This is a genomic window from Bradyrhizobium sp. 192 (genome assembly GCF_023100965.1).
Taxonomy (GTDB): domain Bacteria; phylum Pseudomonadota; class Alphaproteobacteria; order Rhizobiales; family Xanthobacteraceae; genus Bradyrhizobium; species Bradyrhizobium symbiodeficiens.
In genome coordinates, this window is record NZ_CP064690.1 from 8,026,792 (window position 1) to 8,053,713 (window position 26,922).

A 26,922-nucleotide genomic window follows, 5' to 3' on the forward strand; every position below is an offset into this window, starting at 1 on the left:
ATATACTGCTGTCATGCCCCGCGAAGGCGGGGCATCCAGTACGCCGCAGCCTATCGATTAAATAACAACCGTCTCGGAGTACTGGATCGCCCGATCAAGTCGGGCGATGACAGTGAGCTTGTGGCGTCCGCCTCAAAAATCCTTCAGCAGCCGCTCGATGTAATCGAGCTCGATCTGCGGGCGCGAGCTGTCCCCTAAGCGGCGGCGGAGCTCTTCGAGAATGCGGCGGACGCGCTGGGCGTCGATCTCGCCCGGGATCTTGACGGTGTAGTCGTCGCTGAGATCCCGGCCGTGCAGCGGCCGGCCCAGCGGATCGGTCTGATTGCCGCCGCTCTGCTGACGGCCGGCCCGGTTGCCGGGACCATCGCCCTGCCCCTCGCCATCGCCCTGCTGCATCGCCTCGGCCATCTTCTGCGCGCCCTTGCGCATCGCGTCGAGAGCCTTGCCCTGCGAGTCCACGGCGCCATCGGCATTGCCATCGCCGAGCTTCGAACCGGCATCGCCCATGGCACCGTCGGCGTCGTCCAGGCTGCCGTCGTCCTCCCCCTGATCGCCGTCCTGATCGCCGCTCTGGCCCGGATCGCCCTGCTGGCCTTTCTGACCCTGCTGACTCTTCTGGCCTTTTTGTCCCTTTTGCGCGAGGCCGCGCTTGGCGAGTTCGTCCTGCAGCTTCTTCAAACGGTCACGCAACGACTGCTGATCCTGCTGCAGCTCCGACATCGACTGGTCGCCCTGCTGCTTGCCGCGCGAGCGGTCACGCCGGGAATCCTGGCCCTGCTTGAAAGTCTTGTCGCGCAATTGCTGCTGCTTGCGGATCATGTCGCTGAGCTCGTTCAGCGCCTGCTCCATCTCGCTCTCGCCGGATTGCCCGGGCTGCGCCATCTGGAGGTTTTCCATGATCTGCGCGAGCTGCTCGAGCATGCGCTGGGCCGCCTCTTTATTGCCTTCGCGCGCCGCCTTCTCGATCTGCCGCAGAAGGTCATCCAGATCGCGCTGCGTGATGACGTTGCGATCACGGCTGGAGGATTGGCTCCGTTCCGTCGCCCGCTTGTACTCCTCGAGCTTCTGGATGGCGTCGGACTGGTTGCCCAGGCTCTTCCCGGATTCCTTCTGCCGGAGGCTGTCGCCGGATTCCTGCATCGCCTTTTCCGCGCTGTCGAGCAGCGCGTCAGGATCCTGATCCAGCTGGGCAGCGGCCGGCCAAACGCCGCCCAACAGCAAGGCGAGGCAGGCGATCGACATCGCCTTCAAGACTGGCGCGCGTGCTAGCTTCCGCATTTCCGGTCCCGCGTGAACTGGTTGGTCTTGTCGTCTCCCGCCTTGTTGGCACGGCTGTTCGCCGACTTCCGGTAGGCCTGAAGCTGCTCGCGCAAGACGTCCTGCTGCTGCGCAAGATCCGCGAGCTGCTCGGGCGTCGCCTTCTGGGTCTTTTGTCGCAACTCGACTGCCTTGTCGAGGATGAGCTGGACCTCCGCGGGGAACGGCTGCCGGGCACCGAGCGGATTCTGCTCGGCGCGGCGGGCGAGATCGCGCACCTTGCCGGCCATGGCCTCGCGCAGCTTCTGCGTAAGCACCCTGAGTTCGTCCTCGCTGGCGCCTCGTTCCAGCGCCGCCTTGAGCGCGTCCTGCGCCGAGCGCAGCGCGGCGTTGACGCTGCCGGCGACACCGTCGTCCTCGATGGTGGTCGCGAAGGCCCACATGCTCGCCACCACGTTGCGCAACGCATCGTCGGTACGGGCAGCCTCGAGCTGGGTCGCGAGACTCCGGAGGCCGAGATAGCAGCCGGCATCCGGCGTGAACAATTCGGGTGCGATCATCAGCGCGTCGAGCGCGGTGTAGACGTCCGAGTTCCTGTTGGCGTCGAGCGCGAGAATGCGGCGCTGCTCGATCAGCGCACGCGCGAGAGAGTTGGTGAACAGACGCTCGGGCAAGCGCATGTTGAAGGGTTCGCTCCTGGCCTCGTTGCCGGCCTCGTCCTTGGCGGTGAGCGTCAGCGTGACGTCGGCGCCGGCATAGGGGTCCTCGCTGAGGTCTTTCACCGTCTGGCCGACGCCGTTGCGGGTGCGCGCGTTCGGCAGCACGAGCGGGAATTGCGGCGGCTGGAACAACGGCCGCGGCGCAGCCTTGCCGTCGGAATCCTTGCTGCCGTCTTTGGTGTCGGCGGGGCGCAGCGCAATCTGCGCATCCGCGCCGGTGACGCCGTAATCGTCCTCGATCTTGTAGGAGAGCTGCAGCCCGCCGCGCGCCTGGCGCTCGGGATCCTTGGCGAGCGCGATCGTCGGCGCATGGTCCGGCGTGGCCGCAAACGCCCATTGCGGCTGGCCGGAGGGCGCGCGGACATGTGCGGTGCCGTCAGCGGTGATGGTGAAATGCTTCTCGTTGGTGCCCTTGGGCGCGACTTCCGCGGGGGCGACCTCCTTGAGGCCGCCGGAGACGACGACATCCAGACTGCCGCCGGAGGAGCGCACGATCAGGGTCGAGCCTGCGGGAACGGCCAGGGGACCGGAAGCCGGCAGCGCCGCGGCCTCCTTGTTGGCGGCCGACAGGATGACCGGCGGCTTGCTGGTGTAGAGCGGCGGGGTGACCCAGGCATCGACGCGAACATTGGCCGGCGCCAGCACGCCGTTCCAGTCGAAGGCGGCCCCGAGCCGCATTCCGCGCTCGTCGCCGGCGGCGAAGAAGGTCGCAACCAGCATCACCATGACCAGCGCGCGCAGCGCCCAGGGATCATGCAGCGCCAGCCGCGGATGCGGCAGGCCGGCGCGGATGCGCTTGAGCGAGGCCAGCGTACGCTCGCGCTGCGCCTGCCACAGCGCCTGTGCGACCGGGTCCTGCGAGGACAACGTGTCCGTCAGCGTCGTGGCCGGGCGATGACGGATGCCGGAGCCACGATCGAGCCGGGCCAGCGCCTCCTCGCGGCTCGGCCAGCGGAAGCGAATCAAAGGAAACAGGACGGCAATTGCGATGCCGGCGAAAACGACCAGACCGACGGCACGGGCGACGAACGGCAGCGCCAGCCAGAGGCCGGCCCAGGACACCACCAGGAACAGGCCGACGACGGTCAGAAGCCGCGCCAAATTCGGCCAGGCACGCTCCCATGCGATGGCATAAATGGCCCGATCGAGGGCCTGCGCCAGCTTCAGCCGCGACAGAGCATCGCTGTTGCGGATCGGGTCTGACGGGTCGGGGGTGACGCCGTTCAATCAACTCTCCAGGTTGCCCGGGAGAGAAGCCTATCACAACGGCAGCACTGAGGCATCCGTTCCGGTACGGGAGACACCCCTTTTCCCGCATAACACGAGGACGTGACTGGCCCCGCACAACCCCGTAATTTCCGCGCCGCCATCCGAAGGAGACGAGAGGAAAACGCCATGGACAAGAAGATGCACGACAAGGGCCTGGAAGTCCGCAAAGCGGTGCTGGGCGAAGCCTATGTCGACAACGCCCTGAAGAACGTCGACGATTTCAACCGCCCGTTCCAGGAGATGCTGAACGAATATTGCTGGGGCACGGTGTGGGGCCGCGAGGAGTTGCCGCGCAAGACCCGCAGCATGCTCAACATCGCCATGATCGCGATCCTGAACCGCCAGCACGAGTTTCGCGCGCATCTGAAGGGCGCGCTGACCAACGGCGTCAGCCGCGAGGAGATCCGCGAGATCCTGATGCAGGTCGCGATCTATGGCGGCATGCCCACCGCAGTCGACAGTTTCCGCATCGCGCGCGAGGTGTTTGCGGAGATCGACGGCAAGGCGTGAAGGGAACTCCGTCGTCCCGGGGCGCGCGAAGCGCGAGCCCGGGACCCATAACCACAGGACGACGTGGTTAGCGGGACTCGGAGTGACCGGCTTCGCGCAACAACTTCTCCCTGGGGTTATGGGTCCCGGGCTCATCGCTCCGCGATGCCCCGGGACGACACCGCGGGTCGATCAAGCATCTCTCACAACAACGAAGAAAAGAAGGAAATACCATGGACATCGGATTCATCGGGCTCGGAAACATGGGTTTGCCGATGGCGCGGCGGCTGATCGAGGCGGGACACAGGCTCGTCGTGTTCGACACACGCAAGGAGGTCACGGACAAGCTCGTGGCGCTCGGCGCGACGGCGGCGACATCGCCGAAGGACGTTGCCGACCGGGTCGAGACCGTGATGGCGAGCCTGCCCTCGCTGCAGGCTTCGCTCGAGGTTGCAACCGGAGCGAACGGCGTGATCGCGGGCAGCCGGGCAAAGCGCTTCATCGATCTTTCCACCGTCGGCTCCGCGATGGCCGTGAAGATTCACGGCCTGCTCGCCGAACGCAACATCGTGCAGATCGACTGCCCCGTCTCCGGCGGCGTCGGCGGCGCCGAGAAGGGCACGCTGGCGGTAATGGTCTCAGGGCCGAAGGCGGAATTCGAGCTGCTCAAGCCGGCGCTCGACGTGATCGGAAAAGTGTTCTTCATCGGCGAGAAGCCCGGCGCGGCGCAGACCATGAAGCTCGCCAACAATTTCCTGTCGGCCACCGCGATGGTGGCGACGTCGGAAGCCGTGGTAATGGGCGTGAAAGCCGGGCTCGATCCCGCCGTGATGATCGACGTCATCAATGCCGGCTCGGGCATGAACACCGCGAGCCGCGACAAGTTTCCGCGCGCGGTGCTGCCGCGCAGCTTCGATTTCGGCTTCGCCACCGGGCTGATGGTGAAGGACGTGCGGCTGGCGCTGGAGGAGATGAAGCAGCTCGGCCTGTCGATGGAGGTCGCCGACGCGGTCGGGCGGTTGTGGGAGACGGTAATAGCTGCGGAAGGCGCCGAGTCGGATTTCACCGCGGCGATCAAGCCGATCGAGAAGAAGGCCGGCGTGGTGGTGGGCGGGAAAGTTGGGTTGGCGGGTAAGTAGCCGCCCCGCATTCCGCTCGTCGTCCCGGGGCGCGCGCAGCGCGAGCCCGGGACCCATAGCCACAGGGAGACGTTTGGCGAGGACTCGGAGTTACCAGCTTCGCGTGACAACCACTCCCTGTGGTTATGGATCCCCGCCTACGCGGGGATGACGCCGAGTGTGAGGCGCTGACTTACCGCCCTCTCACACACTCACAACCAAGGCGCCGGCTTATCCATCGCAATGAGTTCTTCGACCTCCACGCGCGGGCGCACCACGGCGTATTGATCGTCCTTCACCAGCACCTCGGGCACCAGCGGCCGGGTGTTGTAGGTGCCGGCCTGCACCGCGCCGTAGGCGCCGGCGGTCATGATGGCGATGAGATCGCCGGGCGCGGGCGTCGGCAGCGTGCGGTCGAGCGCGAGATAGTCGCCGGTCTCGCAGACTGGGCCGACGACATCGGCCCGGATTGTCGCGGCGTCCTTGGCGGGTTGCTTCACCGGCAGGATGTCGTGATGCGCCTCGTACAGCGTCGGACGGATCAGGTCGTTCATCGCGGCGTCGATGATCACGAAATTCTTGCCGTCGCCGTGCTTCACATAGATCACCCTGGCGACCAGGATGCCAGCATTGCCGACGATCATGCGGCCCGGCTCGAACATCAGCGTGCAGCCGAGATTGTGGCTGACGCGCTTGACCATGGCGGCATAGGCCGCCGGTGCCGGCGGCGCCTCGCGGTCCATGTAATAGGGGATGCCGAGGCCGCCGCCGAAATCGACATGACGGATATCGTGGCCGTCGGCGCGCAGCGTCTGCACGAATTCGGAGAGGATGCGGAACGCCGTCTCCATGCCGGAGAGGTCGGTGATCTGGCTGCCGATATGCACGTCGGTGCCTGTTACCTCGATGCCCGGGAGTTTCGCGGCGCGGGCATAGACCTCGCGGGCATGCACGATCGGGATACCGAACTTGTTCTCGGACTTGCCGGTCGAGATCTTGGCGTGGGTGCCGGCGTCGACATCGGGATTGACGCGCAACGAGATCCGCGCGGTCTTGCCGGCCTCGGTGGCCAGGCGCGACAGCAGTTCGAGCTCCGGCTCGGATTCGACGTTGAGACAGAGGATGTCGGCGGCGAGCGCGGCGCGCAGCTCTGCTTCCGTCTTGCCGACGCCGGAGAAGACGATCTTGCTGGCGGGAATGCCGGCCGCCAGCGCGCGCTTCAACTCGCCGCCGGAGACCACGTCGGCGCCGGCGCCGAGCTTGGCCAGCGTGCGCAGCACCGACTGGTTGGAGTTCGCCTTCATGGCGTAGCAGACCAGCACCTTCTCGCCGGCGAAGGCCTCGGTGAAGACGCGATAGTGCCGCTCCAGGGTCGCGGTCGAATAGCAATAGAACGGCGTGCCGACGGTCGCGGCCAGCTCGGACAAATTCACCGCCTCGGCGTGCAGCACGCCGTTGCGATAGTCGAAATGATTCATGGCGCAGGCTCGGTTGTCCCGGCTTATCTCTTGCCGGGAGGTTCGTCCAAGAGCGGATCGAGAATGAACGGTTTCTTCCTGCCCTTGGCCGCCGCGGGCTCGGCATCCGCACCTGATGAAGTGGGATTGAACATGCTCGACGTCTTCTGGGCTGCGGTGTCGGTGTCGGTTGGAGCTGCGACGTTGGCCGTGGACGCGCTGGAGGCCGTCGGCGGCAGATCCAGCGGACCCTTGCGGCCGCAGCCGGCCAGCGCAAGCGCCGTCAGGCTCAAGACAATGATGGCCCACACCGAGCCGGCCGGGCGAAACTTTGACGTCACGACGAAATCCCCACTACGCGGACCGCACCATACAGAGATTGGCGCACTCTGGCGAGAGCCGGATGACCATGAAACATAAGCGAAATTTTGCCCTCAGCCCAATTTTCGCTCCTTTTCCAGCCGCTTCGCCCAGGCCTTCGCCTGCGACGCCACGTTCTTCGGCGCGGTGCCGCCGAAGCTGGTCCGGCTCTTCACCGACGATTCGACCGAGAGCACGCCGAGCACGTCCTTGGTGATTTTTGGCTCGATCACCTGCATCTCCTTGAGCGGTAGCTCATGCAGGGCGACGCCGCCCTCGGCGGCCTTGGCAACGATGCGGCCGGTGACGTGATGGGCCTCGCGGAACGGCATTTTCAGCGTCCGCACCAGCCAGTCGGCGAGGTCGGTCGCGGTGGCGTAGCCCTCGCCCGCGGCCGCCTTCATCCTGGCTTCGTCAGGCTCGAGGTCGCGGACCATGCCGGTCATGGCGCGGATCGCCAGCGACAGCGCGGCGAAGCCCTCCATGGCGCCCTGCTTGTCCTCCTGCATGTCCTTTTGATAGGCGAGCGGCAGGCCCTTCATCACGATCAGGAGACCGTTGAGCGCGCCGATGACGCGGCCGGTCTTGGCGCGCACCAGCTCGGCGGCATCCGGATTGCGTTTCTGCGGCATGATCGAGGATCCCGTGGTGAACTTGTCGCTGAGCCGGATCAGGCCGACCAGCGGCGAGGTCCAGATCACGATCTCCTCGGCAAAGCGCGACATGTGCACGGCGCAGATCGAGGCCGCCGACAGCGTCTCCAGCACGAAGTCGCGGTCGGAGACCGCGTCGAGCGAGTTCGCCATCGGGCGGTCGAAGCCGAGCGCCTTGGCGGTGGCGTGGCGGTCGATCGGGAACGAGGTGCCGGCGAGCGCGGCGGCGCCGAGCGGGGATTCGTTCAGCCGCTTGCGCGCGTCCTGGAAACGGCCGCGATCGCGCCCGGCCATCTCGACATACGCGAGCAGATGATGGCCGAAGGTCACGGGCTGCGCGGTCTGCAGATGGGTGAAGCCGGGCATCACTGTTGCGGCATGCTCCAGCGCGCGATTGACCAGCGCGGCCTGGAACGCGGCCAGCGCCGCGTCGGTCTCGTCGAGGACATCACGGACATAGAGACGGAAATCGGTCGCGACCTGGTCGTTGCGCGAGCGCGCGGTGTGCAGGCGGCCGGCGGCGGGGCCGATCAGCTCGGTCAGGCGGCTCTCGACATTCATGTGAATGTCCTCGAGTGCGCGCTTGAACTCGAAGCCGCCGTTGCCGATCTCTGACAAAATCGTGTCTAGACCCTTGCCGATATTTTTCGCATCAGAGCCCGTGATGATGCCCTGGCTGGCAAGCATCGCAGCGTGGGCCTTGGACGCGGCAATGTCCTGGGCGAACAGGTGACGATCGACGTCGATGGAGACGTTGATCTCTTCCATGATCTCGTCGGGACGTTCCGAGAACCGGCCGCCCCACATCTTGTTGCTCATGATCCCCTGCTCACGCCTTGATTTGCCGCACGTTTGCCGGCCGCCGCCAGCCGTACTAAGAGGCCCCTGATAGCCATATCTGCGACCGGATGACAAACGATATGCTCGACAAGAAGCCCTCCGCCACGCGCCGGGTCCCCCTCGTCATCGCCACGGTGGCGATCGGAGGGCTGGCCGGCTTCGCCGCGTTGTACGGGCTGGGCCTGAGCCGGGCACCGTCAGGCGATCCGGCCTGCAAGCCGGCGGTGGCGACGGCGCAAAAGATCGCCCCCCTCGCCCATGGCGAGCTGGCGGCGCTGACCATGGCAAGCGCGCCTCTCAAGCTGCCCGACCTCACCTTCGAGGATTCCGACGGCAAGCCGAAAAAGCTGTCCGATTTCCGCGGCAAGACGCTGCTGGTGAACCTCTGGGCCACCTGGTGCGTGCCGTGCCGGAAGGAAATGCCGGCGCTGGACGAGCTCCAGGGCAAGCTGTCGGGCCCGAATTTCGAGGTGGTGGCGATCAATATCGACACCCGCGACCCCGAGAAGCCGAAGACGTTCCTGAAAGAGGCCAATCTGACCAGGCTCGGCTACTTCAACGATCAAAAAGCCAAGGTATTTCAGGATCTTAAATCGATAGGCCGGGCCTTGGGCATGCCGACCTCGGTGCTGGTCGATCCGCAAGGCTGTGAGATCGCGACGATCGCGGGGCCGGCGGAATGGGCGAGCGAGGACGCGCTCAAGCTGATCCGGGCGGCGACGGGCAAGGCCGCCGCAGCGCTCTAGGGATTTTTAAGCCGTGACGTTGAGATTGCCGCCGACGCCGGCACCGACATTGGCGAGCGAGGGCTGACCGGCGCCCATCAGCGTCAGGACGGTGGATTTCTCCATATCCGCGTTCTGCTTGGCCAGTGTAGCAGAGATATTCGACTGCAGCGCGCCTTGCTGAGCGGCCAGCATGGTGCTGACCATTGCCATCATGTCCATTACGCGAACCCTCGTACTGGCCGTAACCTAGGGCGGATGGGTTAACGCGACATGAATTGTCACATGGCCGAGGTGCCGTAGGGCGGGCAAAGCGAAGCGTGCCCGCGCACTTTTTGCGACCGAGAGAGATGGTGGGCACGGCGCAGGTGCGCTTTGCCTACCCTACGAGACCCGCCTTAGCGCGTCGGAACCGGCTTGGCGCCGCGGTAATCGTAGAACCCGCGCTGGGTCTTGCGGCCGAGCCAGCCGGCCTCGACGTATTTCACCAGCAGCGGACACGGGCGGTATTTGGAATCCGCCAGCCCCTCATGCAGCACCTGCATGATGGAGAGGCAGGTATCGAGGCCGATGAAATCGGCGAGCTCCAGCGGGCCCATCGGATGGTGGGCGCCGAGCTTCATCGCCGCGTCGATCGCCTCGACATTGCCGACGCCTTCATACAGCGTGTAGATCGCCTCGTTGATCATCGGCAGCAGGATGCGGTTGACGATGAAGGCCGGGAAATCCTCGGAGACCGCGACCTGCTTGCCGAGCTTGGCGACGAATTCCTTGGACGCCTCGAAGGTCGCATCGTCGGTGGCGATGCCGCGGATCAGCTCCACCAGCTCCATCAGCGGCACCGGATTCATGAAGTGAATGCCGATGAAGCGCTCGGGCCGGTCGGTGGCGGCGGCCAGCCGGGTGATCGAGATCGAGGACGTGTCGGAGGCGACGATCGCCTCGGGCTTCAACACTGCGCAGAGCTCGTGGAAGATCTTGCGCTTGACCTCTTCCTTCTCGACCGCAGTCTCGATCACGAGATCGCAGTCGGCGAGACCGTCGAGCTTCTCGGCGAGCGAGATACGGGCGATCGCCTTGGCCTTGTCGTCCTCGGTGACTCCCTTCTTGGAGACCTGGCGCGCCAGATTGCCATTGATGGTGGCCATGCCCGATTTGAGACGGTCAGACGAGACGTCGTTGAGCACCACGTCGAAGCCGGCCAGCGCGGCGACATGCGCGATGCCGTTGCCCATCTGCCCCGCGCCGATCACGCCGACCTTCTTGATCACTGCCGCCATAATGTCATCCACCGGAACGGCGCGCGACGCGCGCGCCTGCCTATCTCCCAAGCCGGGAGGTCTGATTTGATCAGAAGCTCGATTTAATCAGAACCCGGGCTCGAAACCTAGATTGGATCGCCTCCCCGGCGTGCCCCACGCCAAAGAAAACGCCTCAGAAATGAAACACCGGCCGGAGTTTATCCCTCCGGCCGGTGTTTTCGACGTGTTTTACTTGCCGAGCTTGCCGAGCTCGGCCGTCAGCTCCGGAACCGCCTGGTAGAGATCGGCGACCAGGCCGTAATCGGCAACCTGGAAGATCGGCGCGTCCTCGTCCTTGTTGATCGCGACGATCACCTTGGAGTCCTTCATGCCGGCCAGATGCTGGATCGCGCCGGAAATGCCGATGGCGACATAGAGCTCGGGGGCCACCACCTTGCCGGTCTGGCCGACCTGCCAGTCGTTCGGCGCATAGCCGGCGTCGACCGCCGCGCGCGAGGCACCGACACCGGCCCCAAGCTTGTCAGCGAGCGGCTCGATGTACTTGGCAAAATTCTCGCGGCTCTGCATGGCACGGCCACCGGAGACGATGATCTTGGCCGAGGTCAGCTCGGGACGGTCGCTCTTGGCGACCTCCTCACCGATGAAGGACGACAGGGCCGGATCGGCGGCCGCCGCGACGGTCTCGACCGGCGCGCTGCCACCCTCGCCGGCTGCGGCGAAGGTGGAGGTGCGGACCGTGATGACCTTCTTGGCGTCCTTGGACTTCACCGTCTGGATGGCGTTGCCGGCATAGATCGGGCGCTCATAGGTGTCGGGGGCGACAACCTTGATGATCTCCGAGACCTGCATGACGTCGAGCAGGGCGGCGACGCGCGGCATCACGTTCTTGAAGCGCGAGGTCGCGGGCGCGACGATGGCATCGTAGCCCGAGGCGAGCGAGACGATCAGCGCGGCCAGCGGCTCGGCGAGATCGTGTGCGTAGAGCTCGCCGTCGGCGAGCAGCACCTTCTTGACGCCGGCAAGCTTGGCGGCGGCATCCGCCGCGGCCTTGGCGTCCTGGCCGGCAACGAGGACCTCGACATCAGCGCCGAGCGCGGCGGCCGCGGTCAGTGCCTTGTTGGTCGAATCCTTCACCGACGCATTGTCGTGTTCGGCAATCAGCAGCGTCGTCATCAGAGCACCCCGGCTTCGTTCTTGAGTTTCGACACCAGCTCGGCGACGTCCTTGACCTTGACGCCCGCCTTGCGGCCCGCCGGCTCCGTCGTCTTGACGACCTCGAGACGGGGAGCGACGTCGACGCCGTAATCGGCGACGGTCTTGTCCGCGATCGGCTTCTTCTTGGCCTTCATGATGTTCGGCAGCGAGGCATAGCGCGGCTCGTTGAGACGCAGATCGGTGGTGACGATCGCCGGTCCCTTCAGTTTCACGGTCTGGAGGCCGCCATCGACTTCGCGGGTGACCTTGAAGTCAGAACCTTCGACCTCGAGCTTCGAGGCGAACGTCGCCTGCGACCAGCCGAGCAGCGCAGCCAGCATCTGGCCGGTCTGATTGCTGTCGTCGTCGATCGCCTGTTTGCCGAGGATGATCAGGCCGGGCTGCTCTTCGTCCGCAACCTTCTTCAGGATCTTGGCGACCGCGAGCGGCTCGACCGCGCCGTCCGCTTTGACCAGGATGCCGCGATCGGCGCCCATGGCAAGACCCGTGCGGATCGTCTCCGACGCCTGCGCCGGTCCAATGGAGACCACCACGACTTCGGTCGCCTTGCCGGCTTCCTTCAGGCGCAGCGCTTCCTCGACCGCGATCTCGTCGAACGGGTTCATCGACATCTTGACGTTGGCGAGTTCAACGCCCGATCCATCGCCCTTGACGCGGACCTTGACGTTGTAATCGACCACCCGCTTTACCGGCACAAGAACCTTCATCGATCCTCTTTCACTCAATTTGGGAGGGGGGTTATCAACTGGCGCGGAACCTAAAGGCCCGATCTGCCCCGGTCAACGCGCGAACGGGCCTAATTTTAGCCCTCTGAAATGCGAGAGTTCGATGGGTCAGCGGTTCTGGCCCGGAACCCAGAGCACGTCGCCGGCGCCATGACCGTTGGCCGCTCGGCTGGCCACGAACAGGAAGTCCGACAGACGGTTCATATATTGGATGCCAGCCGCGCCGACCTGCTCCTCGGGTCGGGCCGCCAGTTCCACGATCACCCGTTCCGCCCTGCGGCATATCGTACGCGCCACATGGAGATGGGCCGCAGCCGGCGTGCCGCCCGGAAGCACGAAGGAGGTCAGCGGCGCGAGCTTGTCGTTGAGCGCGTCGATGTCGCGCTCGAGCCGTTCGACCTGGCTCGCCACCACCCGCAGCCGCTCGGCTTTGCCTTCGCGTTCCGGCACCGCGAGGTCGGCGCCGAGGTCGAACAGATCGTTCTGGATGCGGCCTAGCATCGCATCGAGATCTGGCATGTCTGCGGTATGAAGCCTGACGACGCCGATCGCGGCGTTGGTCTCGTCGACGGTGCCGTAGGCCTCGATACGCAGATCGTATTTCGGACGCCGCTCGCCGGTTCCGAGCGCCGTCGTGCCGTCGTCACCGGTCTTGGTGTAGATGCGATTGAGCAAGACCATGATTACCGCCCCATCGCCCAGACCGCGAGCATCGCGATGACGATCGCCACGAACTGAAGCAGCACGCGCCAGCGCATCAGCTTCTGCGAGGTGTTGGGCGAGCCGCCACGCATCATGTTGACGAGCCCGAGCAGCAGCACCAACGCCACGGCGCCGGCTGCCACCGGCAGGATGAAAGTACTCAGGAGAGATGCCATTGGGGGGTGATAACACCGTGTGAGGCGGTCCGCCAAGGTGCCGCGGCAGCCTTCGGCGTCATTCCGGGGCGATGCGAAGCATCGAGCCCGGAATCCATCGGGCCACCACCCACATTGCGGCGAAATGGATTCTCAGATGCGCAATTGCGCATCATAGCTCGCGCTGCGCGCGCCCCGGAATGACAGCAGGGCGCTTCGCGAACTGGCTTTTGGGACAATAATATCAGATGGTAGCGCAATGATTTCCGATTTGTGCCCATTGCCTGTTCTCCTGCTCTCTCCCGACCTGCCGGGGAAGAGAGCAGCGGTGTAGGTGCCACGTGAAAGCGATCCGCACCATCTACGACGTCGCGATGGACGCGTTCTACACGTTCCTGGCCGACGACGGCTGGGCGATCGCGAGCCACATCGCGCTGTCGACGCTGATGGCGCTGTTCCCGTTCCTGATCGTGCTGACCTCGCTCGCGGGCTTCTTCGGCTCCAAGGAACTCGCCGACCAGGCCGCCAGCCTGATGCTGCAGATCTGGCCCAAGCAGGTCGCCGATTCGATCTCGGGCGAGGTGCATGACGTGCTGACCACGACCCGTACCGGCCTATTCACCATCGGCGCAGTGCTGTCGGTCTATTTCGCCTCCAACGGCGTCGAGGCGCTGCGGGTTGCGCTCAACCGCGCCTACGCGGTGGTGGAGATGCGGCCCTGGTACTGGCTGCGGCTGGAGTCGATCGGCTACACGCTGGTCGCAGCCTTCACCGCGCTCGCCATGGCGTTCCTGATCGTGCTCGGCCCTCTGCTCATCGAAGCTGCGCGCAGCCACATCCCGCTGTTCGTGGAATCCAACGAGCGGATTTTGACCGGCATCCGCTATGGCATCACCGTCGGCGCGCTGGTGGTGGCGCTGCTGATCCTGCACGCCTGGCTGCCGGCAGGACGGCGCAGCTTCGTCCAGATCCTGCCCGGCATCGTCTTCACCATCGTGGCGTCGCTGATCTCGGGCATCGTGTTCGGACAATATCTGGCGCGCTTCGCCAACAACTACGTGACGATGTATGCGGGGCTCGCCTCGGTGATCATCGCGCTGGTGTTTTTGTACTTCATCGCCGCGATCTTCGTTTACGGCGGCGAGCTGAACGCCGCGATCATCAAGTCGCGGCTTCCTCACGGCGTGTCGCTTCAAGCAGCGCAGTCGCTAGCGCCCGCGGAGACACAGGCTTGACCAGGAAGGCGTCGGCGCCGGCCTCGCGCGAGGCCGCCTCGTCCTCGCCGCGGCCGGACACCCCGATGATCGGGATCCGGGCCAGCGGCGCCTCCATGGTGCGGATCCGCCGGATGGCCTCGATGCCGTCGATGCCGGGCAGCACCATGTCCATCAGCACCGCGTCGAATGCGCCTTGCGCCAGCCGGCCCACGGCGTCCTCGCCGCGTCCGATGAACTCGGCATGATGGCCGAGCTCGGTCAGAATCGTGTTGAGCACGACCCGGCCGAACGGATTATCCTCGACGCTGAGGACGCGCAGCGCGGCGACCGCATCTGCCTCGGTCTCGCCCTTCGTCTTGCGGGTTTTGCCGGGGCCCGCCGCATCGAGCGACACCGTCAACGTAAAGGTGGCGCCGCCGCCGCGGCGCAGTGCGACGGTGATGTCGCCGCCCATCGCGCGCGCCAGTTGCTTGACCGAGGACAGCCCTAAGCCGGCACCGCCGAAGCGCGAGGCGATGGTGACATTGGCCTGGGTGAACGGGCGGAACAGCCGCTTGATCTCGGCCATGGTCAGGCCGATGCCGCTGTCGGACACCGCAAAGGCGACGCCGACCCTGCCCTTCGCCTTACCCTTGACGGGGCGCCAGGGCGCGACCTCGAGCCCCACGCCGCCCTGGTCGGTGAACTTCACGGCATTGTCGATCAGGTTCTCGAGCGCGGCGCGCAGGCGGACGGGATCGCCGACCACGAGGCCGGGGAGCTTGTCGGAAATCCCGACCTGGGCGTGGAGACCCTTGGCAGCGGCGCGGCCGGCGAGTGAATCGCCGGCGGTGCGGGCGAGTGTCCCGAGGTTGAACAGGTCCTGCCGCAGCGTACTTCCGGCTTTGCCGGCCCCCTTGCCGGTTCGGGCGGCATCCACGAACAGCGTGGCAAGGCTCGCCAGATGCTCGGCGCCGGCCTTGATGGTGTCGGCCCAGCGCCGCTCCCGTTCGCCAAGATCGGAGGTCGCGAGCAGATCGCTGATCGCCAGGATGCCGGTCAGGGGGGTACGGACCTCATGGGCAAAGGCGGCGAGCGCGGCCTGGACCACGTCCGGCCCGACCGCCTTGGTGCTGCGCTTGCGCAACGGGGCGGCCGGCCCGGGCCGCTTCCGAGGCGGCCGCCTGGACGTCCGCGTGGTGCGCGCTGGGCGCTTCTTCGCCGCCATAAATCCCCTTCGAAGTGTCGCCTTCGAACCCCCGGGCCTTCAGGCGAGCATGGCACGGCGGAACCCCCGGAGTCACGGCGACGTTTAGCTAAACCCCAGAGAAATCTAACCTAATCCCACCAAGGCGCGGATGCTCGCGGGCGAGGCCCCGGCGGCGCGTAACTCCCGCAGGCCGGTCGAGCGGCTCGATTTCGACAGCTTCCGCCCCTCGCCGTCGCAAATCAGCCGGTGATGGCGGTAGGCGGGTTCGGGCAGGCCGAGCAGGACCTGGAGCAGGCGGTGGACGGCGGTGGCGTGGAATAAATCCTGGCCCCGCACGATCTCGCTGACACCCTGGAGCGCGTCGTCGACGACAACAGACAGGTGGTAGCTGGTTGGCGTCTCCTTGCGGGCCAGGATCACATCGCCCCAAGCCTGCGGTCGCGCCGGGACGATGCCGCCCTCGCCGCCTTGCTCCTCGCCGAGCTCCCTCCAAGTCAGGCCGGCGACGCGCTGACAGGCGGCCGCCATGTCGAGCCGCAGCGCGTAAGGTACGCCCGAAGCGATCAGACGCGCCCGCGCGTCCGCCGGAAGCGATCTGGAATCGCCGGAATAGAGCGGCGCGCCGTCGGGATCACGTGGCCACGGCCCATCGGCCTCGCGCGCGGAAACGAGCCTTGCGATCTCGGCGCGGCTTTCGAAGGCGGGATAGACGAGACCCAGCGCCGACAGCTTGTCCAGCGCGGCGCGATAATCGGCGAGATGCTCGGACTGCCGCCGCACCGGAATCTCCCAGCTGGTCCCGAGCCAGGCCAGATCCTCGTAGATCGCCGCCTCGAACTCCGGCCGGCAGCGCGTCGTGTCGATGTCCTCGATCCGCAACAGCAGCCGGCCGCCGGTCTCGCGCGCGCGGTCGAAATTCAGTAGCGCCGAATAAGCGTGGCCGAGATGCAGGTGGCCGTTGGGGCTGGGGGCAAATCGGAAAACGGGCGGCATCGGTTTCAGGGACCTCGTCATTGCCGGGCTTGACCCGGCAATCCATCTTCCACGACTCTGTTACGATAGGAGATGGATGCGCGGGTCCCGCCTACGCCGAAGGCTTCGGCGGGCTTCGCGGTATTGGGCCGGCGGAGCCTTAGCAGAGACGGCAAGCCCGCGCATGACAAGTTGAGTGACCATGACCATCCACCTCGAAACCCAGTCCGATCTCGAAGAGGCCGTTCACACGCTGATCAAGCGCGACCCGCGCCTCAAAGCCGTGTTCGAGCTCGCGGGCATGCCGGCGTTGCGGCGGCGCGAGCCGGGCTTTGCGGGCCTTGCCCACATCGTCTGCGGCCAGCAGCTCTCGACCGTGAGCGCCGCGGCGATCTGGGGACGGTTGTCGGCCGCCTTCGATCCGTTCGACCACGACGCGGTGCGCCGGGCCGGCACCGAGCGGCTGGGGCGGCTCGGCCTGTCCGCCGCCAAGATCAAGACGCTGAAACATCTGGCACGCGAGATCGGCGCGCAGCGGCTGAACCTCGACGTGCTCGCGGAGGAAGATGCCGACGCCGCGCATCACACGCTGATCGCGCTGCCCGGCATCGGCCCCTGGACCGCGGACGTCTATCTGCTGTTCTGCCTCGGCCATGGCGATGCCTGGCCCGCCGGCGACCTCGCCGTGCAGGAGGCCATCAAGATCGGCCTCGGCCTTCCGGCGCGGCCGACGGAAAAGCAGATGGCGCCGCTCGCCGAACTCTGGCGTCCGCTTCGCGGCGCGGCGGCGCATTTGTGGTGGAGCTATTATCGCGCGGTGAAGAAGCGCGAGGGCGTGCCCGCCGGGTCGAACTAGCCCCGCAGCCTAGCGCGGTCGGCCCGCGCGCATTCGGCGACGAAATCCACGACGGCGCGCACCGCGGGAAGCTCGACGAGGTCGGGATGGGCCAGCAGCCACAGGTCCGCCACGCTGGCGAGCTTTTGCGGCGCGATGCGCACGAGGTCGGGATAGCTTTCCGCGACGAAGCACGAGAGCGCCGAGATCCCGATCCCGGCGCGGACCGCCGCCAGCATGTCACCCTGGGAAGAGCAGCGCATCACCACCCTGGCCTGCCGGGTGACGACATCGCTCCAGCGCGCAAGCTGTGCATTGGACGCCTGGTCGGCGAAGCCGACGACACTATGCTCCTTCCACTCGCCGCGCCGTTCAGGCAACGATCGCCCCGCGGCATAATCGCGCGAGGCATAGAATCCCGTACCGAGGCGGCCGATCTTGCGGCCGACCAGGTTTTCCTCGCCGCTGTCGAACGGCCGCAGCACCACGTCCGCCTCACGCCGGCGCACGCTCGCCGGAAACGGGTGGGTGATGATCTCGAGCTGGACATGATCATGCGCACGCAGGAAGGCGGGCAGGCGCGGCATCAGCCAGTGCGAGGCCAGCGTCGCGCCGATCGAAAGCTTGACAATGCCGCGTGCCTTATGTCCTCGGGCCGCGACCGCGGTCTCGGCCCGCAGCGCCGCCGCCGCCATGGCCTCGGCGTGCTCGCGCAATGTCCGTCCGTCCGCGGTCAGCGCCAGGCCGTCGGCAGCGCGCGCCACCAGTCTGGTGCCGAGCTGAGCTTCCAGCGCCGCGATCTCGCGGCTGACGGTGGGATGGCTGGTGTGCAGCCGACGGGCGGCGGCGGTGAAGCTTCCGGTATCGGCGACCGCGACGAAGGTCTTGCAGAGATCCCAGTCCAATCGGCCCCCGTTCATATCTGAATGGTCATCCGTTCATTATTGAACGACCGGAGCGCGCCGTCCAACCTTATAGTGGGGTCCAATCCGCGACACGGGCGGCAATCGCCAGTGCGACAATCGACAGGGAAACGCCTCGTCATCCGCCCCGCCGGCGGAGCCGCGTTTCCAGGGAGGACATGATGGCGCTGCCCGCTCTCTTGAAGGATTCGCTCGCGCTGCCCGTGGTGGGCTCGCCGCTCTTCATCGTCTCCGGCCCCGAGCTGGTAATCGCCCAGTGCAAGGCCGGCGTGGTCGGCTCGTTTCCGGCGCTCAATGCCCGTCCGGTCGAGAAGCTGGACGAGTGGCTGAGCCGTATCGAGGACGAACTCGGCGAATACAAATCGCGCAATCCCGGCAGGAAGGTCGCGCCCTACGCGGTCAACCAGATCTGCCACGCCTCCAACGACCGCCTGATGAAGGACATGGAGACCTGCGTGAAACATCGCGTCCCCATCATCATCACCTCGCTGCGGCCGCCGGCGGAGATCGTCGAGGCCGCGCATTCCTATGGCGGGCTGGTGTTCCACGACGTCATCAACGTCAAGCATGCGCGGAAAGCGGCCGAGCACGGCGTCGACGGCCTGATCCTGGTCTGCGCGGGCGCCGGCGGACATGCCGGAATGTTGTCGCCCTTCGCGCTGGTACGCGAGGTCAAGCAATGGTTCAAAGGCACGATCCTGCTGTCAGGCGCGATCAGCGACGGGTTCGGCATCGCCTCCGCGCTGACGCTGGGCGCCGACCTCGCCTATATCGGCACCCGCTTCATCGCGACCAGGGAAGCCAACGCCGACGAAGCCTACAAATCCGCGTTGACGCAGCATGCCGCGCACGACATCGTCTACACCAACTTGTTCACCGGGGTGCACGGCAACTATCTCGGGGCCTCCATCGCCGCCGCGGGACTCGATCCGGACAATCTGCCGGTCGCCGACAAGACCAAGATGAATTTCGGCTCGGGCGGCAACACGAAGTCAAAGGCCTGGCGCGACATCTGGGGGTCGGGCCAGGGCATCGGCCAGATCACCGACGCGCCGCCCGTCGCCGACCTGGTCGACCGGATGAAAGCGGAGTTCGATCAGGCCCGGCAGGATTTCCTGCTGCGCGCCAGTGCCTGACGTTTCGGGCAGACAAGAAAAACGGGAGGACACCATGAAGCTCGCAGCTGCATTGATCGGCCTATCGTTGCTGACGCTCGGCGCCGGCAGCGCCCACGCCGAAGCCGGCGCCGAGATCCGCATCGGACAGACCCTGCCCTATAGCGGCCCGGCCTCCGGCTTCGGCGCGATCGGACGGACGCAGGAAGCGTTCTTCGAGAAGATCAATGCCGAAGGCGGCATCAACGGGCGCAAGGTCAAGTTCATCACGCTGGACGACGCCTATTCGCCCCCGAAGACGGTCGAGCAGACCCGCAAGCTGGTGGAGCAGGACGAAGTCCTGATGATGTTCGGCTCGCTCGGCACCGCCACCAACAGCGCTGTCCAGCGCTATCTCAACGCCAAGAAGGTGCCGCAGCTGTTCGTGCTCTCGGGCGCCACCAAATGGGCCGAGCCGCAGAAGAACCCGTGGACGATGCCGGGGATGGCGGCCTACGAATCCGAGGGCGTGGTCTATGCCAAATACATCCTGCAGACCAAGCCCGACGCCAGGATCGCGATCCTAGCCCAGAACGACGATTTCGGTCGCGACTATGTCGCAGGCTTCAAGCGCGCGCTCGGAGCCAAGGCGGCCGGCATGATCATCGCCGAGCAGACCTATGAGACCAGCGCGCCGACCATCAGTTCGCAGCTTTCGACCCTGAAGGCCTCTGGCGCCAACGTGCTGTTCGGCGTCGTGCTCGGAAAGTTCACGTCGCAGATGGTCAAGGGCGTGGCCGAGATCGGCTGGAAGCCCGAGCTGTTCTTCGTGCCGACCTCGGCGTCGTCGATCTCGTTCCTGGAGCCGGCAGGCCTCGACAACGCAGTCGGCCTGATCTCATCGAGCAACCAGAAGGATACGATGGACCCGCAATGGGCCGACGATCCCGGCGTGAAGGCGTATTTTGCCTTCATGAAGCAATACATGCCGAACGCCGACCTTTCCAACTCCAACTACGCGGCCGGCTATCACTATGCGACGCTGCTGATGACGGTGCTGACGGCGTGCAAGGACGATGTCAGCCGCGACAACATCATGCGCCAGGCGGCCTCGCTGAAGGAGGTGAAGCTGCCGCTGCTGCTGCCGGGAATGTCGGTTACAACCGGCCCCGACGACTATCTGCCGTTTCAGCAGCTTCAGCTCCGCCGCTTCAACGGCAAGAGCTGGGTCGGCTTCGGCGACGTGCTGGACGATCGCTAGGCTCGCGCGGGACGAGGACACGCCATGATCATCAGCGGCGAGCGCCGGATTGGCTATGACGAAATCCAGTCACGCATCAGGCGGGCGGCAAGCGGATTCCGCGCCCTGGGCCTGGCCGAGGCCACGCCGGTTGCGATGATGCTGCGCAACGATTTTGCCCTTTTCGAGGTGGTCGCGGCCTCCGCCGCACTCGGCAGCCCGGTGGTGCCGATCAACTGGCATCTCAAGGCCGAGGAGGTCCGCTACATCCTGACCGACAGCGGCGCGAAGATCCTGGTCTGCCACGCCGACCTGCTGCCGCAGATTCGCTCCGGCCTGCCGGAGGATGTTCGCGTGCTCGTGGTCGCGACGCCGCCGGAGCTGGCGGCGACCTTCGCCATCGCTCCGGAGCTGACCGCGGCCCCGCCCGGACTGAACGATTGGGAGCGCTGGCGCGACGGCCACCTGGAAGCTCAGGAACCACCGCGCCGGGCCGCGGCGATGATCTACACGTCGGGCACCACGGGGATGCCAAAGGGTGTGCGGCGGATGGCGATGCAGCCCGAGCAGGCGGCCGCCTCCGAACGCGTCGGCGCGATCAGCTATGGCATCAAGCCGCGGGACAACCAGATCGTGCTGATCAACGGGCCGATGTATCACTCGGCGCCGCATTCCTACGGCATGATGGCGTTCCGCAACGGCTGCAACATCGTCCTCCAGCCGCGGTTCGATGCGGAGGAGTTGCTGGCACTGATCGAGCGTCACCGCGTCACGCACATCCACATGGTGCCGACCATGTTCGTGCGGCTGCTGCGGCTGCCCGAGGCGGTCAGGCGGCGCTACGACCTGTCGTCGCTGCGCTTCGTCGTGCACGGGGCTGCGCCCTGCCCGCCCGAGGTGAAGAAGGCGATGATCGATTGGTGGGGGCCGGTCATCAACGAGTATTTCGGCTCGACCGAGACCGGGATTCCGGTGTGGCATTCTGCCGAGGAGGCGCTGAAGAAGCCCGGCACCGTCGGCCGCGCCATCGAAGGCGGCATCGTCAGGATCTTCCGCGACGACGGCAGCCCGTGCAACGCCAACGAGGTCGGCGAAATCTACATGCGGCAGACCGCCGTGCCCGATTTCGACTATCACGGCAAGGCGCAGGCGCGCGCCGAGGCGGGGCGCGACGGCCTCGTCAGCGTCGGCGACGTCGGCTATCTCGACGAGGACGGCTATCTGTTCCTGTGCGACCGCAAGCGCGACATGGTGATATCGGGCGGCGTCAACATCTATCCCGCCGAGATCGAGAACGCGCTGATCGGCATGCCCGGCGTGCACGATTGCGCCGTGTTCGGCATTCCCGACCCGGAATATGGCGAGCAGCTATGTGCCTGCATCGAGGCCGATACCGGTGCGCGGCTCTCAGCTGGCGCGGTGCAAGCTTTTTTGCGCGAGCGGCTGGCGAACTTCAAGGTGCCGAAGGAGGTCCGGTTCCTGGATGCGCTGCCCCGGGAGGCGACCGGGAAGATCTTCAAGCGCAAGCTGCGCGATCCCTATTGGGCCGGCCGCGGTCCGGGCGGCGCCTAGTCCTCTCCGGCCGGCGTCCCGCGCGCGTTGAGGGCCATGCCATATTCCGTCCGGGCAGGGCTGCATGCCTGCCTCGCTCGGGTCCGTGGCTTTTGGCGGGCGAGGAAACCGTATAGCGTTCGACCTCACAGGAAACGCCGCGAAAGACGGCCACGAGGTCGCGCATGCTCGACAAGACCAAGAATCTATCCGTCAGCGCCCAGGCCTGGCTCGACGCATTCGAGCGCGCGCTGAACAGGCCCGATCCCGCCAAGCTGGACCGCCTTTTCGTGGCCGACAGCTTCTGGCGCGACGTGCTGGCGCTGAGCTGGAACCTGCAAACGATCGCCGGCCGCGAGACGATTGCGCAAACCCTGGCCGCGCTGGGGCCGAAGGCGGCACCAGCCAATTTCAAGGTCGCGCCCAACCGTGCGCCGCCGCGCTGGGTGACGCGCGCCGGCACCAACACCATCGAAGCGATCTTCGATTTCGAAACCGCGACCGGGCATGGTAGCGGTATCCTGCGGCTCATTCCCGACAGCGCCGACGACGACCGCCTGAAGGCGTGGACGCTGCTCACGGCGCTCGACGAATTGAAAGGTTTCGAGGAACAGCTCGGCACGTCGCGGCCGCGCGGCCAGGCCTATTCGCGCGATTTCCGCGGACCGAACTGGCTCGACCTGCGCAACGTCTCGCGCGACTATGCCGATCGCGATCCGGCCGTGCTGGTGGTCGGCGGCGGCCAGGCCGGGCTCGCGATCGCAGCACGGCTGAAGCAGCTCCAGGTCGACGCGCTGATCGTCGATCGCGAGTCGAGAATCGGCGACAATTGGCGCAAGCGCTATCACGCGCTGACCCTGCACAACCAGGTGCAGGTCAATCACCTTCCCTACATGCCGTTCCCGCCAAACTGGCCGACCTATATCCCCAAGGACAAGCTCGCCAATTGGTTCGAAGCCTATGTCGACGCCATGGAGCTGAACTTCTGGACCGCCACCGAATTCGAGGGCGGCTCTTACGACGAGGCGAACGGACGCTGGACGGTCACCCTGCGCCGCGCCGACGGCGGCCAGCGGACCATGCATCCGCGTCACGTCGTCATGGCAACCGGCGTCAGCGGCATCGCCAATATTCCCGATATTCCGACGCTCGAGAATTTCAAGGGAACGCTGCTGCATTCCAGCCGCTACGAGGACGGCGAGAACTGGAAAGGCAAGCGCGCGGTCGTCATCGGCACCGGCAACAGCGGTCACGACATCGCGCAGGATCTTCATTCCAGCGGCGCCGAGGTGACGCTGGTGCAGCGCTCTCCGACGCTGGTCACAAATATCGAACCGTCGGCGCAGCTCGCTTATGCGACCTACAATGAAGGCACGCTCGATGACAACGATTTGATCGCGGCTTCGATGCCGACGCCGCTGGCGAAGAAGACGCATGTGATGCTGACGCAGCAGTCGAAGCAGCTCGACAAGGAGCTGCTCGAAGGCCTTGCCCGCGTCGGCTTCAAGCTCGACTTCGGCGAGGCCGGCACCGGTTGGCAGTTCAAATACCTCACCCGCGGCGGCGGCTATTATTTCAACGTCGGCTGCTCCAATTTGATCGTCGAGGGTGCGATCAGGCTCAGGCAGTTCAACGAGATCGAGGGCTTCGTCGCGGAAGGCGCGCGGATGAAGGACCGCACGCTCCTTCCCGCTGATCTGATCGTGCTCTCCACCGGCTACAAGCCGCAGGAATATCTGGTGCGGAAGCTGTTCGGTGACGGCGTCGCCGACCGCGTCGGCCCGATCTGGGGCTTTGGCGACGGCGTCGAGCTTCGCAACATGTATGCGCGCACGCGGCAGCCCGGCCTCTGGTTCATCGCCGGCAGCCTCGCGCAATGCCGCATCAACTCGAAATACCTCGCGCTGCAGATCAAGGCGATCGAGGAAGGAATTTTGGGGCGAGAGGTGGGCGCCACTTGAGGCTCCATCATTGCGAGCATGACAGAGACAGTGAGAGGAAGGAACACAATGCCAGCCATTCTCGGCAGCGGCGAGCACCGCTACCGCGTCGTCGACAACTTCGCGAAACTGCCCGCAGGCTGGCAGCTCACCGATGTCGCCTCCGTCGCGGTCGACAGCAAGGACCGCGTCTACGTCTTCAACCGCGGCGCCCATCCGATGGTGGTGCTCGACCGCGACGGTAATTTCCTGCGCAGCTTCGGCGAAGGGCTGTTCTCGCGCGCGCACGGCCTGCACATCGACGCCGACGACAATCTTTACTGTACCGATGACGGCGACCACACCGTGCGCAAATGCACCACCGAGGGCAAGGTGCTGCTGACGATCGGCATTCCCGAGAAGCCGTCGCCATTCATGAGCGGCAAGCCCTTCCATCGCTGCACCCATACCGCGCTGTCGCCGAAGGGCGAGATCTACGTCTCCGACGGCTATGGCAATGCGCGCGTGCACAAGTACACGCCGGACGGCAAGCTGCTCAAGAGCTGGGGCGAGCCCGGCACCGATCCCGGCCAGTTCAACATCGTGCACAATATTGCCACCGATGCCGATGGCTGGGTCTACGTCGCCGACCGCGAGAACCATCGCGTCCAAGTATTCGACGGCAACGGCAAATACGAGACACAGTGGAACAATCTGCATCGGCCCTGCGCGCTGTGCTGTTGCGGTGGGGCCAAGAGCCCGACTTTCGTCATCGGCGAGCTCGGCCCGGGCCTTGCCATCAACCGCAAGGTGCCCAATCTCGGCCCGCGGCTGTCGATCGTGGACGCCAAGGGCAATCGCATCGCACGCCTCGGCGGCGAGGACGGGCCGGGCGTTGCGAGCGGAAAATTCCTGGCGCCCCACGGCATCGCGCTGGATTCGAAGGGCGACATCTATGTCGGTGAGGTCGGCGTCACCAATTGGGACACCAGCTTTCCCGACGAGGATATGCCAGCCGCGGTGCGCGCGACGCGATGCTTGCAGAAGCTGGAGCGGGTACGGGAGTAGCTGCCACAGCAGCGCCGCGACCCGCCTGTCGCGGCAGTTCCGCGCCAGCCGCGTACCTTCCTCAAATCGCGGCTTTTTGAGCGCTTTCGCCACCCCGGCGCCGCATTGCTTGCGCTTGAATAAGTCGCTCAACGGGCTTCACAATCCCGTCACGCTGCATGTAGTATGTCAGGACATGCTGCTTCGCAGCGTATGTTGGAGGCCGGGAGCGTTACTTGAACGCACATGTCTCGCAAGGCAGTTGGCCGGTGTTGGTGCTGAATGCGGACTTCCGGCCGCTGAGTTACTACCCGCTGTCTCTTTGGTCGTGGCAGGACGCGATCAAGGCGGTGTTCCTCGATCGCGTCAACATCGTCGCACATTACGATCAGGCCGTTCACAGCCCTACGCTGCAAATGCAGCTGCCGAGCGTCGTCTCGCTCAAATCCTTCGTCAAGCCGACCACCCATCCGGCCTTCACCCGGTTCAACGTCTTCCTGCGCGACCGTTTTGCCTGCCAATATTGCGGCTCGCCCGAAGATCTGACCTTCGATCACATCATCCCGCGCAGCAAAGGCGGCCAGACCACCTGGGAGAACGTGGTCGCGGCTTGCTCGCCCTGTAACCTGCGCAAGGGCAATCTCACGCCGGCACAGGCAAAAATGTTTCCGCGCCAGCACGCGTTCGCGCCGACCGTGCACCAGCTCCACCGCAACGGTCGCCTGTTCCCGCCGAACTATTTGCACGATAGCTGGCTGGACTATCTGTATTGGGATACGGAGCTGGATCCGTAGGGGCGTGTATCACCCCCCGATCGCATTCCTTGCCACCACGTCGGGATAGAACGCCGCGCTCAGTTCGGCGCGGTCGATCGATGCGGCCTTGTCGTTCTCCGCGTGGCGGGCGCCTGCGGCTACGCCCAGCGCGGCAAGGCCCGTGAGCTTGGCGAAATGGCGCCGCGAGACTTCGGCTGGCATCGCTATCTCCGCGCCTGCTCCATGTCGATCTGATAGGCGGAAATCCGGTCGATCTCGAATGCGACGCTTCGTGGCGATTCCGCATCGACGGGACTGACACCGGGAAAGAACTTCGATCCGATCGCAAGATTGACGATCATGTACATGGGATCGTCGAAACCGATCGGCACCTTGATGTCGGAGACCGGATTGCGATCGATGAAGTAGATCAGCCGATCCTCCTGCCACAGCACACCGTAATTGTGGAATGCGCTCGAGGCGTCGCCGACCGCAAAATCGAAACCGCAGGACTGGATCTTCTGGGTCGAGGGGATCCGCCAATGTGTCGTCATCACGAGATCGCCCGGCCGCTCGCCGCGGCCTTCCAGCACGTCGACCTCCGGCGGCCAGCCGCCATCGTCCGCCAGCATCCAGAACGCCGGCCACACCGCATGGCCGACCGGCACCTTGGCGCGGATTTCGAAATAGCCGTGCTTCTGGGCGAACGTGCCCTGGGTCGTCAGAATTCCGGAGATGTACTCGTTGTCGAACAGCAGCGGTTTCAATTCCGGCGGCGTGCGGCTGGCGACGATCGACAGCACGCCGTCCTTCACCCTGAACGGATCGAGGCCGAGCGGCGCGGCCGCGCGGCCGGCATAACGCGGATCGACATAGATCTGCTGCTCGCCATTGGCGCTGGTCTTGCGCTTGAAGTCGGAGCCGTCGCCGCCCCAATAGCGCGCCTCCGGCCAGGCCGCTCCGCCCGCATAATGCGGGACCCAGCGCCCGTTCGACAGCGGATGCTCGTCGAAATCCTCGCTGAACGTCCGGCGCAGCGGCAGGAAAACGAGCGAGGCCGGATTGACCGTTTCAAGCTTGCGGCACGCGATGGTGGAGGGATCGGTCGTGACCTGCAGCGACATGCGCAGCGGCGCGCCATCGAGCTCGTCCTGCGCGATGCCCGGCGCAGGCACGGCGCAAAGACCGATCGCGACCAGAGCGCCCCTCGTCCAACGCTCGATCATCATCGCAC

At 65.6% G+C, this 26,922-nt stretch carries 27 protein-coding genes; 11 read left to right on the forward strand and 16 right to left on the reverse strand.

Annotated features, from left to right (window positions below; genetic code table 11):
• Positions 1-132: 132 nt before the first annotated feature.
• Both IVB24_RS37730 and IVB24_RS37735 read right to left on the reverse strand, forming a co-directional pair.
• Positions 133-1,278: a DUF4175 family protein gene (locus IVB24_RS37730; RefSeq protein WP_247771581.1), complete on the reverse strand. Its 1,146-nt coding sequence runs from the start codon at positions 1,276-1,278 to the stop codon at positions 133-135.
• Positions 1,266-3,203, reverse strand: coding sequence for a TIGR02302 family protein (locus IVB24_RS37735; RefSeq protein WP_094973264.1), 1,938 nt, complete (start codon positions 3,201-3,203; stop codon positions 1,266-1,268). The genes IVB24_RS37730 and IVB24_RS37735 overlap by 13 nt, the downstream gene beginning before the upstream one ends.
• 168 nt (positions 3,204-3,371) lie before the next feature.
• Between IVB24_RS37735 and IVB24_RS37740 the strand changes: the two genes are divergently transcribed.
• Positions 3,372-3,755, forward strand: a complete 384-nt coding sequence (locus IVB24_RS37740; protein ID WP_247771582.1) for a carboxymuconolactone decarboxylase family protein — start codon at positions 3,372-3,374, stop codon at positions 3,753-3,755.
• Between the two features lie 212 nt (positions 3,756-3,967).
• On the forward strand, positions 3,968-4,873 hold the full coding sequence (locus tag IVB24_RS37745; protein WP_247771583.1) for an NAD(P)-dependent oxidoreductase: 906 nt from the start codon (positions 3,968-3,970) through the stop codon (positions 4,871-4,873).
• A 191-nt stretch (positions 4,874-5,064) separates the two neighbouring features.
• On the opposite strand, the gene lysA is transcribed toward IVB24_RS37745, so the two are convergent.
• The 3 genes from lysA to argH form a co-directional block, all read right to left on the reverse strand.
• Positions 5,065-6,330: a diaminopimelate decarboxylase gene (gene lysA / locus IVB24_RS37750; protein ID WP_247771584.1), complete on the reverse strand. Its 1,266-nt coding sequence runs from the start codon at positions 6,328-6,330 to the stop codon at positions 5,065-5,067.
• A 23-nt stretch (positions 6,331-6,353) separates the two neighbouring features.
• Complete coding sequence (locus tag IVB24_RS37755; protein ID WP_094973268.1) at positions 6,354-6,650, reverse strand: lipoprotein; 297 nt, start codon at positions 6,648-6,650, stop codon at positions 6,354-6,356.
• Between the two features lie 93 nt (positions 6,651-6,743).
• Positions 6,744-8,141, reverse strand: coding sequence for an argininosuccinate lyase (gene argH, locus IVB24_RS37760; protein ID WP_247771585.1), 1,398 nt, complete (start codon positions 8,139-8,141; stop codon positions 6,744-6,746).
• 101 nt (positions 8,142-8,242) lie between these two features.
• On the opposite strand from argH, the gene IVB24_RS37765 reads away from it, so the two are divergent.
• The gene (locus tag IVB24_RS37765; protein WP_166469956.1) at positions 8,243-8,908 is read left to right on the forward strand and encodes a TlpA disulfide reductase family protein; all 666 of its coding nucleotides are present in this window, start codon (positions 8,243-8,245) and stop codon (positions 8,906-8,908) included.
• Between the two features lie 6 nt (positions 8,909-8,914).
• Here the strand turns inward: IVB24_RS37765 and IVB24_RS37770 are convergent, their stop codons facing one another.
• The 6 genes from IVB24_RS37770 to IVB24_RS37795 all read right to left on the reverse strand — a co-directional run bounded on the left by IVB24_RS37770 (position 8,915) and on the right by IVB24_RS37795 (position 12,967).
• The gene (locus IVB24_RS37770; protein WP_094973271.1) at positions 8,915-9,109 is read right to left on the reverse strand and encodes a hypothetical protein; all 195 of its coding nucleotides are present in this window, start codon (positions 9,107-9,109) and stop codon (positions 8,915-8,917) included.
• Between the two features lie 176 nt (positions 9,110-9,285).
• Positions 9,286-10,167, reverse strand: coding sequence for a 3-hydroxybutyryl-CoA dehydrogenase (locus IVB24_RS37775; RefSeq protein ID WP_094973272.1), 882 nt, complete (start codon positions 10,165-10,167; stop codon positions 9,286-9,288).
• Positions 10,168-10,377: 210 nt separating this feature from the next.
• Positions 10,378-11,322 carry an FAD-binding protein gene (locus tag IVB24_RS37780; protein ID WP_094973273.1) on the reverse strand — a complete coding sequence of 315 codons (945 nt, stop codon included), beginning with the start codon at positions 11,320-11,322 and terminating at the stop codon, positions 10,378-10,380.
• A complete protein-coding gene (locus IVB24_RS37785) occupies positions 11,322-12,071 on the reverse strand; it encodes an electron transfer flavoprotein subunit beta/FixA family protein (protein ID WP_247771586.1) in 750 nt (249 codons plus the stop codon). Before IVB24_RS37785 ends, IVB24_RS37780 begins: the two co-directional genes overlap by 1 nt.
• Positions 12,072-12,197: 126 nt before the next feature.
• Positions 12,198-12,770: a cob(I)yrinic acid a,c-diamide adenosyltransferase gene (locus IVB24_RS37790; protein ID WP_094973275.1), complete on the reverse strand. Its 573-nt coding sequence runs from the start codon at positions 12,768-12,770 to the stop codon at positions 12,198-12,200.
• Positions 12,771-12,772: 2 nt separating this feature from the next.
• Complete coding sequence (locus tag IVB24_RS37795; RefSeq protein ID WP_014491643.1) at positions 12,773-12,967, reverse strand: twin transmembrane helix small protein; 195 nt, start codon at positions 12,965-12,967, stop codon at positions 12,773-12,775.
• A gap of 320 nt (positions 12,968-13,287) precedes the next feature.
• On the opposite strand from IVB24_RS37795, the gene IVB24_RS37800 reads away from it, so the two are divergent.
• A complete protein-coding gene (locus IVB24_RS37800) occupies positions 13,288-14,181 on the forward strand; it encodes a YihY/virulence factor BrkB family protein (protein WP_094973277.1) in 894 nt (297 codons plus the stop codon).
• Here IVB24_RS37800 and IVB24_RS37805 read toward each other — a convergent pair.
• On the reverse strand, positions 14,108-15,370 hold the full coding sequence (locus IVB24_RS37805; RefSeq protein ID WP_247771587.1) for an ATP-binding protein: 1,263 nt from the start codon (positions 15,368-15,370) through the stop codon (positions 14,108-14,110). The genes IVB24_RS37800 and IVB24_RS37805 overlap by 74 nt on opposite strands.
• Positions 15,371-15,475: 105 nt before the next feature.
• The gene (gluQRS, locus tag IVB24_RS37810) at positions 15,476-16,345 is read right to left on the reverse strand and encodes a tRNA glutamyl-Q(34) synthetase GluQRS (protein ID WP_247771588.1); all 870 of its coding nucleotides are present in this window, start codon (positions 16,343-16,345) and stop codon (positions 15,476-15,478) included.
• A gap of 181 nt (positions 16,346-16,526) precedes the next feature.
• On the opposite strand from gluQRS, the gene IVB24_RS37815 reads away from it, so the two are divergent.
• The gene (locus tag IVB24_RS37815; RefSeq protein ID WP_247771589.1) at positions 16,527-17,180 is read left to right on the forward strand and encodes a DNA-3-methyladenine glycosylase 2 family protein; all 654 of its coding nucleotides are present in this window, start codon (positions 16,527-16,529) and stop codon (positions 17,178-17,180) included.
• Here IVB24_RS37815 and IVB24_RS37820 read toward each other — a convergent pair.
• Positions 17,177-18,064 carry a LysR family transcriptional regulator gene (locus tag IVB24_RS37820; protein WP_247774249.1) on the reverse strand — a complete coding sequence of 296 codons (888 nt, stop codon included), beginning with the start codon at positions 18,062-18,064 and terminating at the stop codon, positions 17,177-17,179. The two genes, IVB24_RS37815 and IVB24_RS37820, sit on opposite strands and share 4 nt — an antisense overlap.
• A gap of 179 nt (positions 18,065-18,243) precedes the next feature.
• Between IVB24_RS37820 and IVB24_RS37825 the strand changes: the two genes are divergently transcribed.
• From IVB24_RS37825 to IVB24_RS37850, 6 genes are all read left to right on the forward strand, one after another.
• Entirely contained in the window at positions 18,244-19,218 is a 975-nt protein-coding gene (locus tag IVB24_RS37825; RefSeq protein ID WP_247774250.1) for a nitronate monooxygenase family protein, read from the forward strand.
• 34 nt (positions 19,219-19,252) lie between these two features.
• A complete protein-coding gene (locus IVB24_RS37830; protein WP_247771590.1) occupies positions 19,253-20,437 on the forward strand; it encodes an ABC transporter substrate-binding protein in 1,185 nt (394 codons plus the stop codon).
• Between the two features lie 24 nt (positions 20,438-20,461).
• Positions 20,462-21,988, forward strand: coding sequence for an acyl-CoA synthetase (locus IVB24_RS37835; RefSeq protein WP_247771591.1), 1,527 nt, complete (start codon positions 20,462-20,464; stop codon positions 21,986-21,988).
• A 164-nt stretch (positions 21,989-22,152) separates the two neighbouring features.
• The gene (locus IVB24_RS37840) at positions 22,153-23,928 is read left to right on the forward strand and encodes an NAD(P)/FAD-dependent oxidoreductase (RefSeq protein WP_247771592.1); all 1,776 of its coding nucleotides are present in this window, start codon (positions 22,153-22,155) and stop codon (positions 23,926-23,928) included.
• A gap of 48 nt (positions 23,929-23,976) precedes the next feature.
• Positions 23,977-24,954 carry a peptidyl-alpha-hydroxyglycine alpha-amidating lyase family protein gene (locus IVB24_RS37845; protein ID WP_247771593.1) on the forward strand — a complete coding sequence of 326 codons (978 nt, stop codon included), beginning with the start codon at positions 23,977-23,979 and terminating at the stop codon, positions 24,952-24,954.
• Between the two features lie 215 nt (positions 24,955-25,169).
• On the forward strand, positions 25,170-25,727 hold the full coding sequence (locus tag IVB24_RS37850) for an HNH endonuclease (RefSeq protein ID WP_094973281.1): 558 nt from the start codon (positions 25,170-25,172) through the stop codon (positions 25,725-25,727).
• A gap of 9 nt (positions 25,728-25,736) precedes the next feature.
• On the opposite strand, the gene IVB24_RS37855 is transcribed toward IVB24_RS37850, so the two are convergent.
• Both IVB24_RS37855 and IVB24_RS37860 read right to left on the reverse strand, forming a co-directional pair.
• Positions 25,737-25,910, reverse strand: a complete 174-nt coding sequence (locus IVB24_RS37855) for a hypothetical protein (protein WP_247771594.1) — start codon at positions 25,908-25,910, stop codon at positions 25,737-25,739.
• Positions 25,911-25,912: 2 nt separating this feature from the next.
• On the reverse strand, positions 25,913-26,914 hold the full coding sequence (locus tag IVB24_RS37860; protein WP_247774251.1) for a glycoside hydrolase family 16 protein: 1,002 nt from the start codon (positions 26,912-26,914) through the stop codon (positions 25,913-25,915).
• Between the last annotated feature and the right edge of the window lie 8 nt (positions 26,915-26,922).

Bases quoted from the DNA above. Each gene is read 5' to 3' on its own strand.
- IVB24_RS37730 (WP_247771581.1), bottom strand. From the start codon at position 1,278: ATGCGGAAGCTAGCACGCGCGCCAGTCTTGAAGGCGATGTCGATCGCC.
- IVB24_RS37740 (WP_247771582.1), top strand. From the start codon at position 3,372: ATGGACAAGAAGATGCACGACAAGGGCCTGGAAGTCCGCAAAGCGGTG.
- IVB24_RS37745 (WP_247771583.1), top strand. From the start codon at position 3,968: ATGGACATCGGATTCATCGGGCTCGGAAACATGGGTTTGCCGATGGCG.
- lysA (WP_247771584.1), bottom strand. From the start codon at position 6,330: ATGAATCATTTCGACTATCGCAACGGCGTGCTGCACGCCGAGGCGGTG.
- argH (WP_247771585.1), bottom strand. From the start codon at position 8,141: ATGAGCAACAAGATGTGGGGCGGCCGGTTCTCGGAACGTCCCGACGAG.
- IVB24_RS37765 (WP_166469956.1), top strand. From the start codon at position 8,243: ATGCTCGACAAGAAGCCCTCCGCCACGCGCCGGGTCCCCCTCGTCATC.
- IVB24_RS37770 (WP_094973271.1), bottom strand. From the start codon at position 9,109: ATGGACATGATGGCAATGGTCAGCACCATGCTGGCCGCTCAGCAAGGC.
- IVB24_RS37775 (WP_094973272.1), bottom strand. From the start codon at position 10,167: ATGGCGGCAGTGATCAAGAAGGTCGGCGTGATCGGCGCGGGGCAGATG.
- IVB24_RS37780 (WP_094973273.1), bottom strand. From the start codon at position 11,322: ATGACGACGCTGCTGATTGCCGAACACGACAATGCGTCGGTGAAGGAT.
- IVB24_RS37785 (WP_247771586.1), bottom strand. From the start codon at position 12,071: ATGAAGGTTCTTGTGCCGGTAAAGCGGGTGGTCGATTACAACGTCAAG.
- IVB24_RS37790 (WP_094973275.1), bottom strand. From the start codon at position 12,770: ATGGTCTTGCTCAATCGCATCTACACCAAGACCGGTGACGACGGCACG.
- IVB24_RS37795 (WP_014491643.1), bottom strand. From the start codon at position 12,967: ATGGCATCTCTCCTGAGTACTTTCATCCTGCCGGTGGCAGCCGGCGCC.
- IVB24_RS37805 (WP_247771587.1), bottom strand. From the start codon at position 15,370: ATGGCGGCGAAGAAGCGCCCAGCGCGCACCACGCGGACGTCCAGGCGG.
- gluQRS (WP_247771588.1), bottom strand. From the start codon at position 16,345: ATGCCGCCCGTTTTCCGATTTGCCCCCAGCCCCAACGGCCACCTGCAT.
- IVB24_RS37815 (WP_247771589.1), top strand. From the start codon at position 16,527: ATGACCATCCACCTCGAAACCCAGTCCGATCTCGAAGAGGCCGTTCAC.
- IVB24_RS37825 (WP_247774250.1), top strand. From the start codon at position 18,244: ATGGCGCTGCCCGCTCTCTTGAAGGATTCGCTCGCGCTGCCCGTGGTG.
- IVB24_RS37830 (WP_247771590.1), top strand. From the start codon at position 19,253: ATGAAGCTCGCAGCTGCATTGATCGGCCTATCGTTGCTGACGCTCGGC.
- IVB24_RS37835 (WP_247771591.1), top strand. From the start codon at position 20,462: ATGATCATCAGCGGCGAGCGCCGGATTGGCTATGACGAAATCCAGTCA.
- IVB24_RS37840 (WP_247771592.1), top strand. From the start codon at position 22,153: ATGCTCGACAAGACCAAGAATCTATCCGTCAGCGCCCAGGCCTGGCTC.
- IVB24_RS37845 (WP_247771593.1), top strand. From the start codon at position 23,977: ATGCCAGCCATTCTCGGCAGCGGCGAGCACCGCTACCGCGTCGTCGAC.
- IVB24_RS37855 (WP_247771594.1), bottom strand. From the start codon at position 25,910: ATGCCAGCCGAAGTCTCGCGGCGCCATTTCGCCAAGCTCACGGGCCTT.
- IVB24_RS37860 (WP_247774251.1), bottom strand. From the start codon at position 26,914: ATGATCGAGCGTTGGACGAGGGGCGCTCTGGTCGCGATCGGTCTTTGC.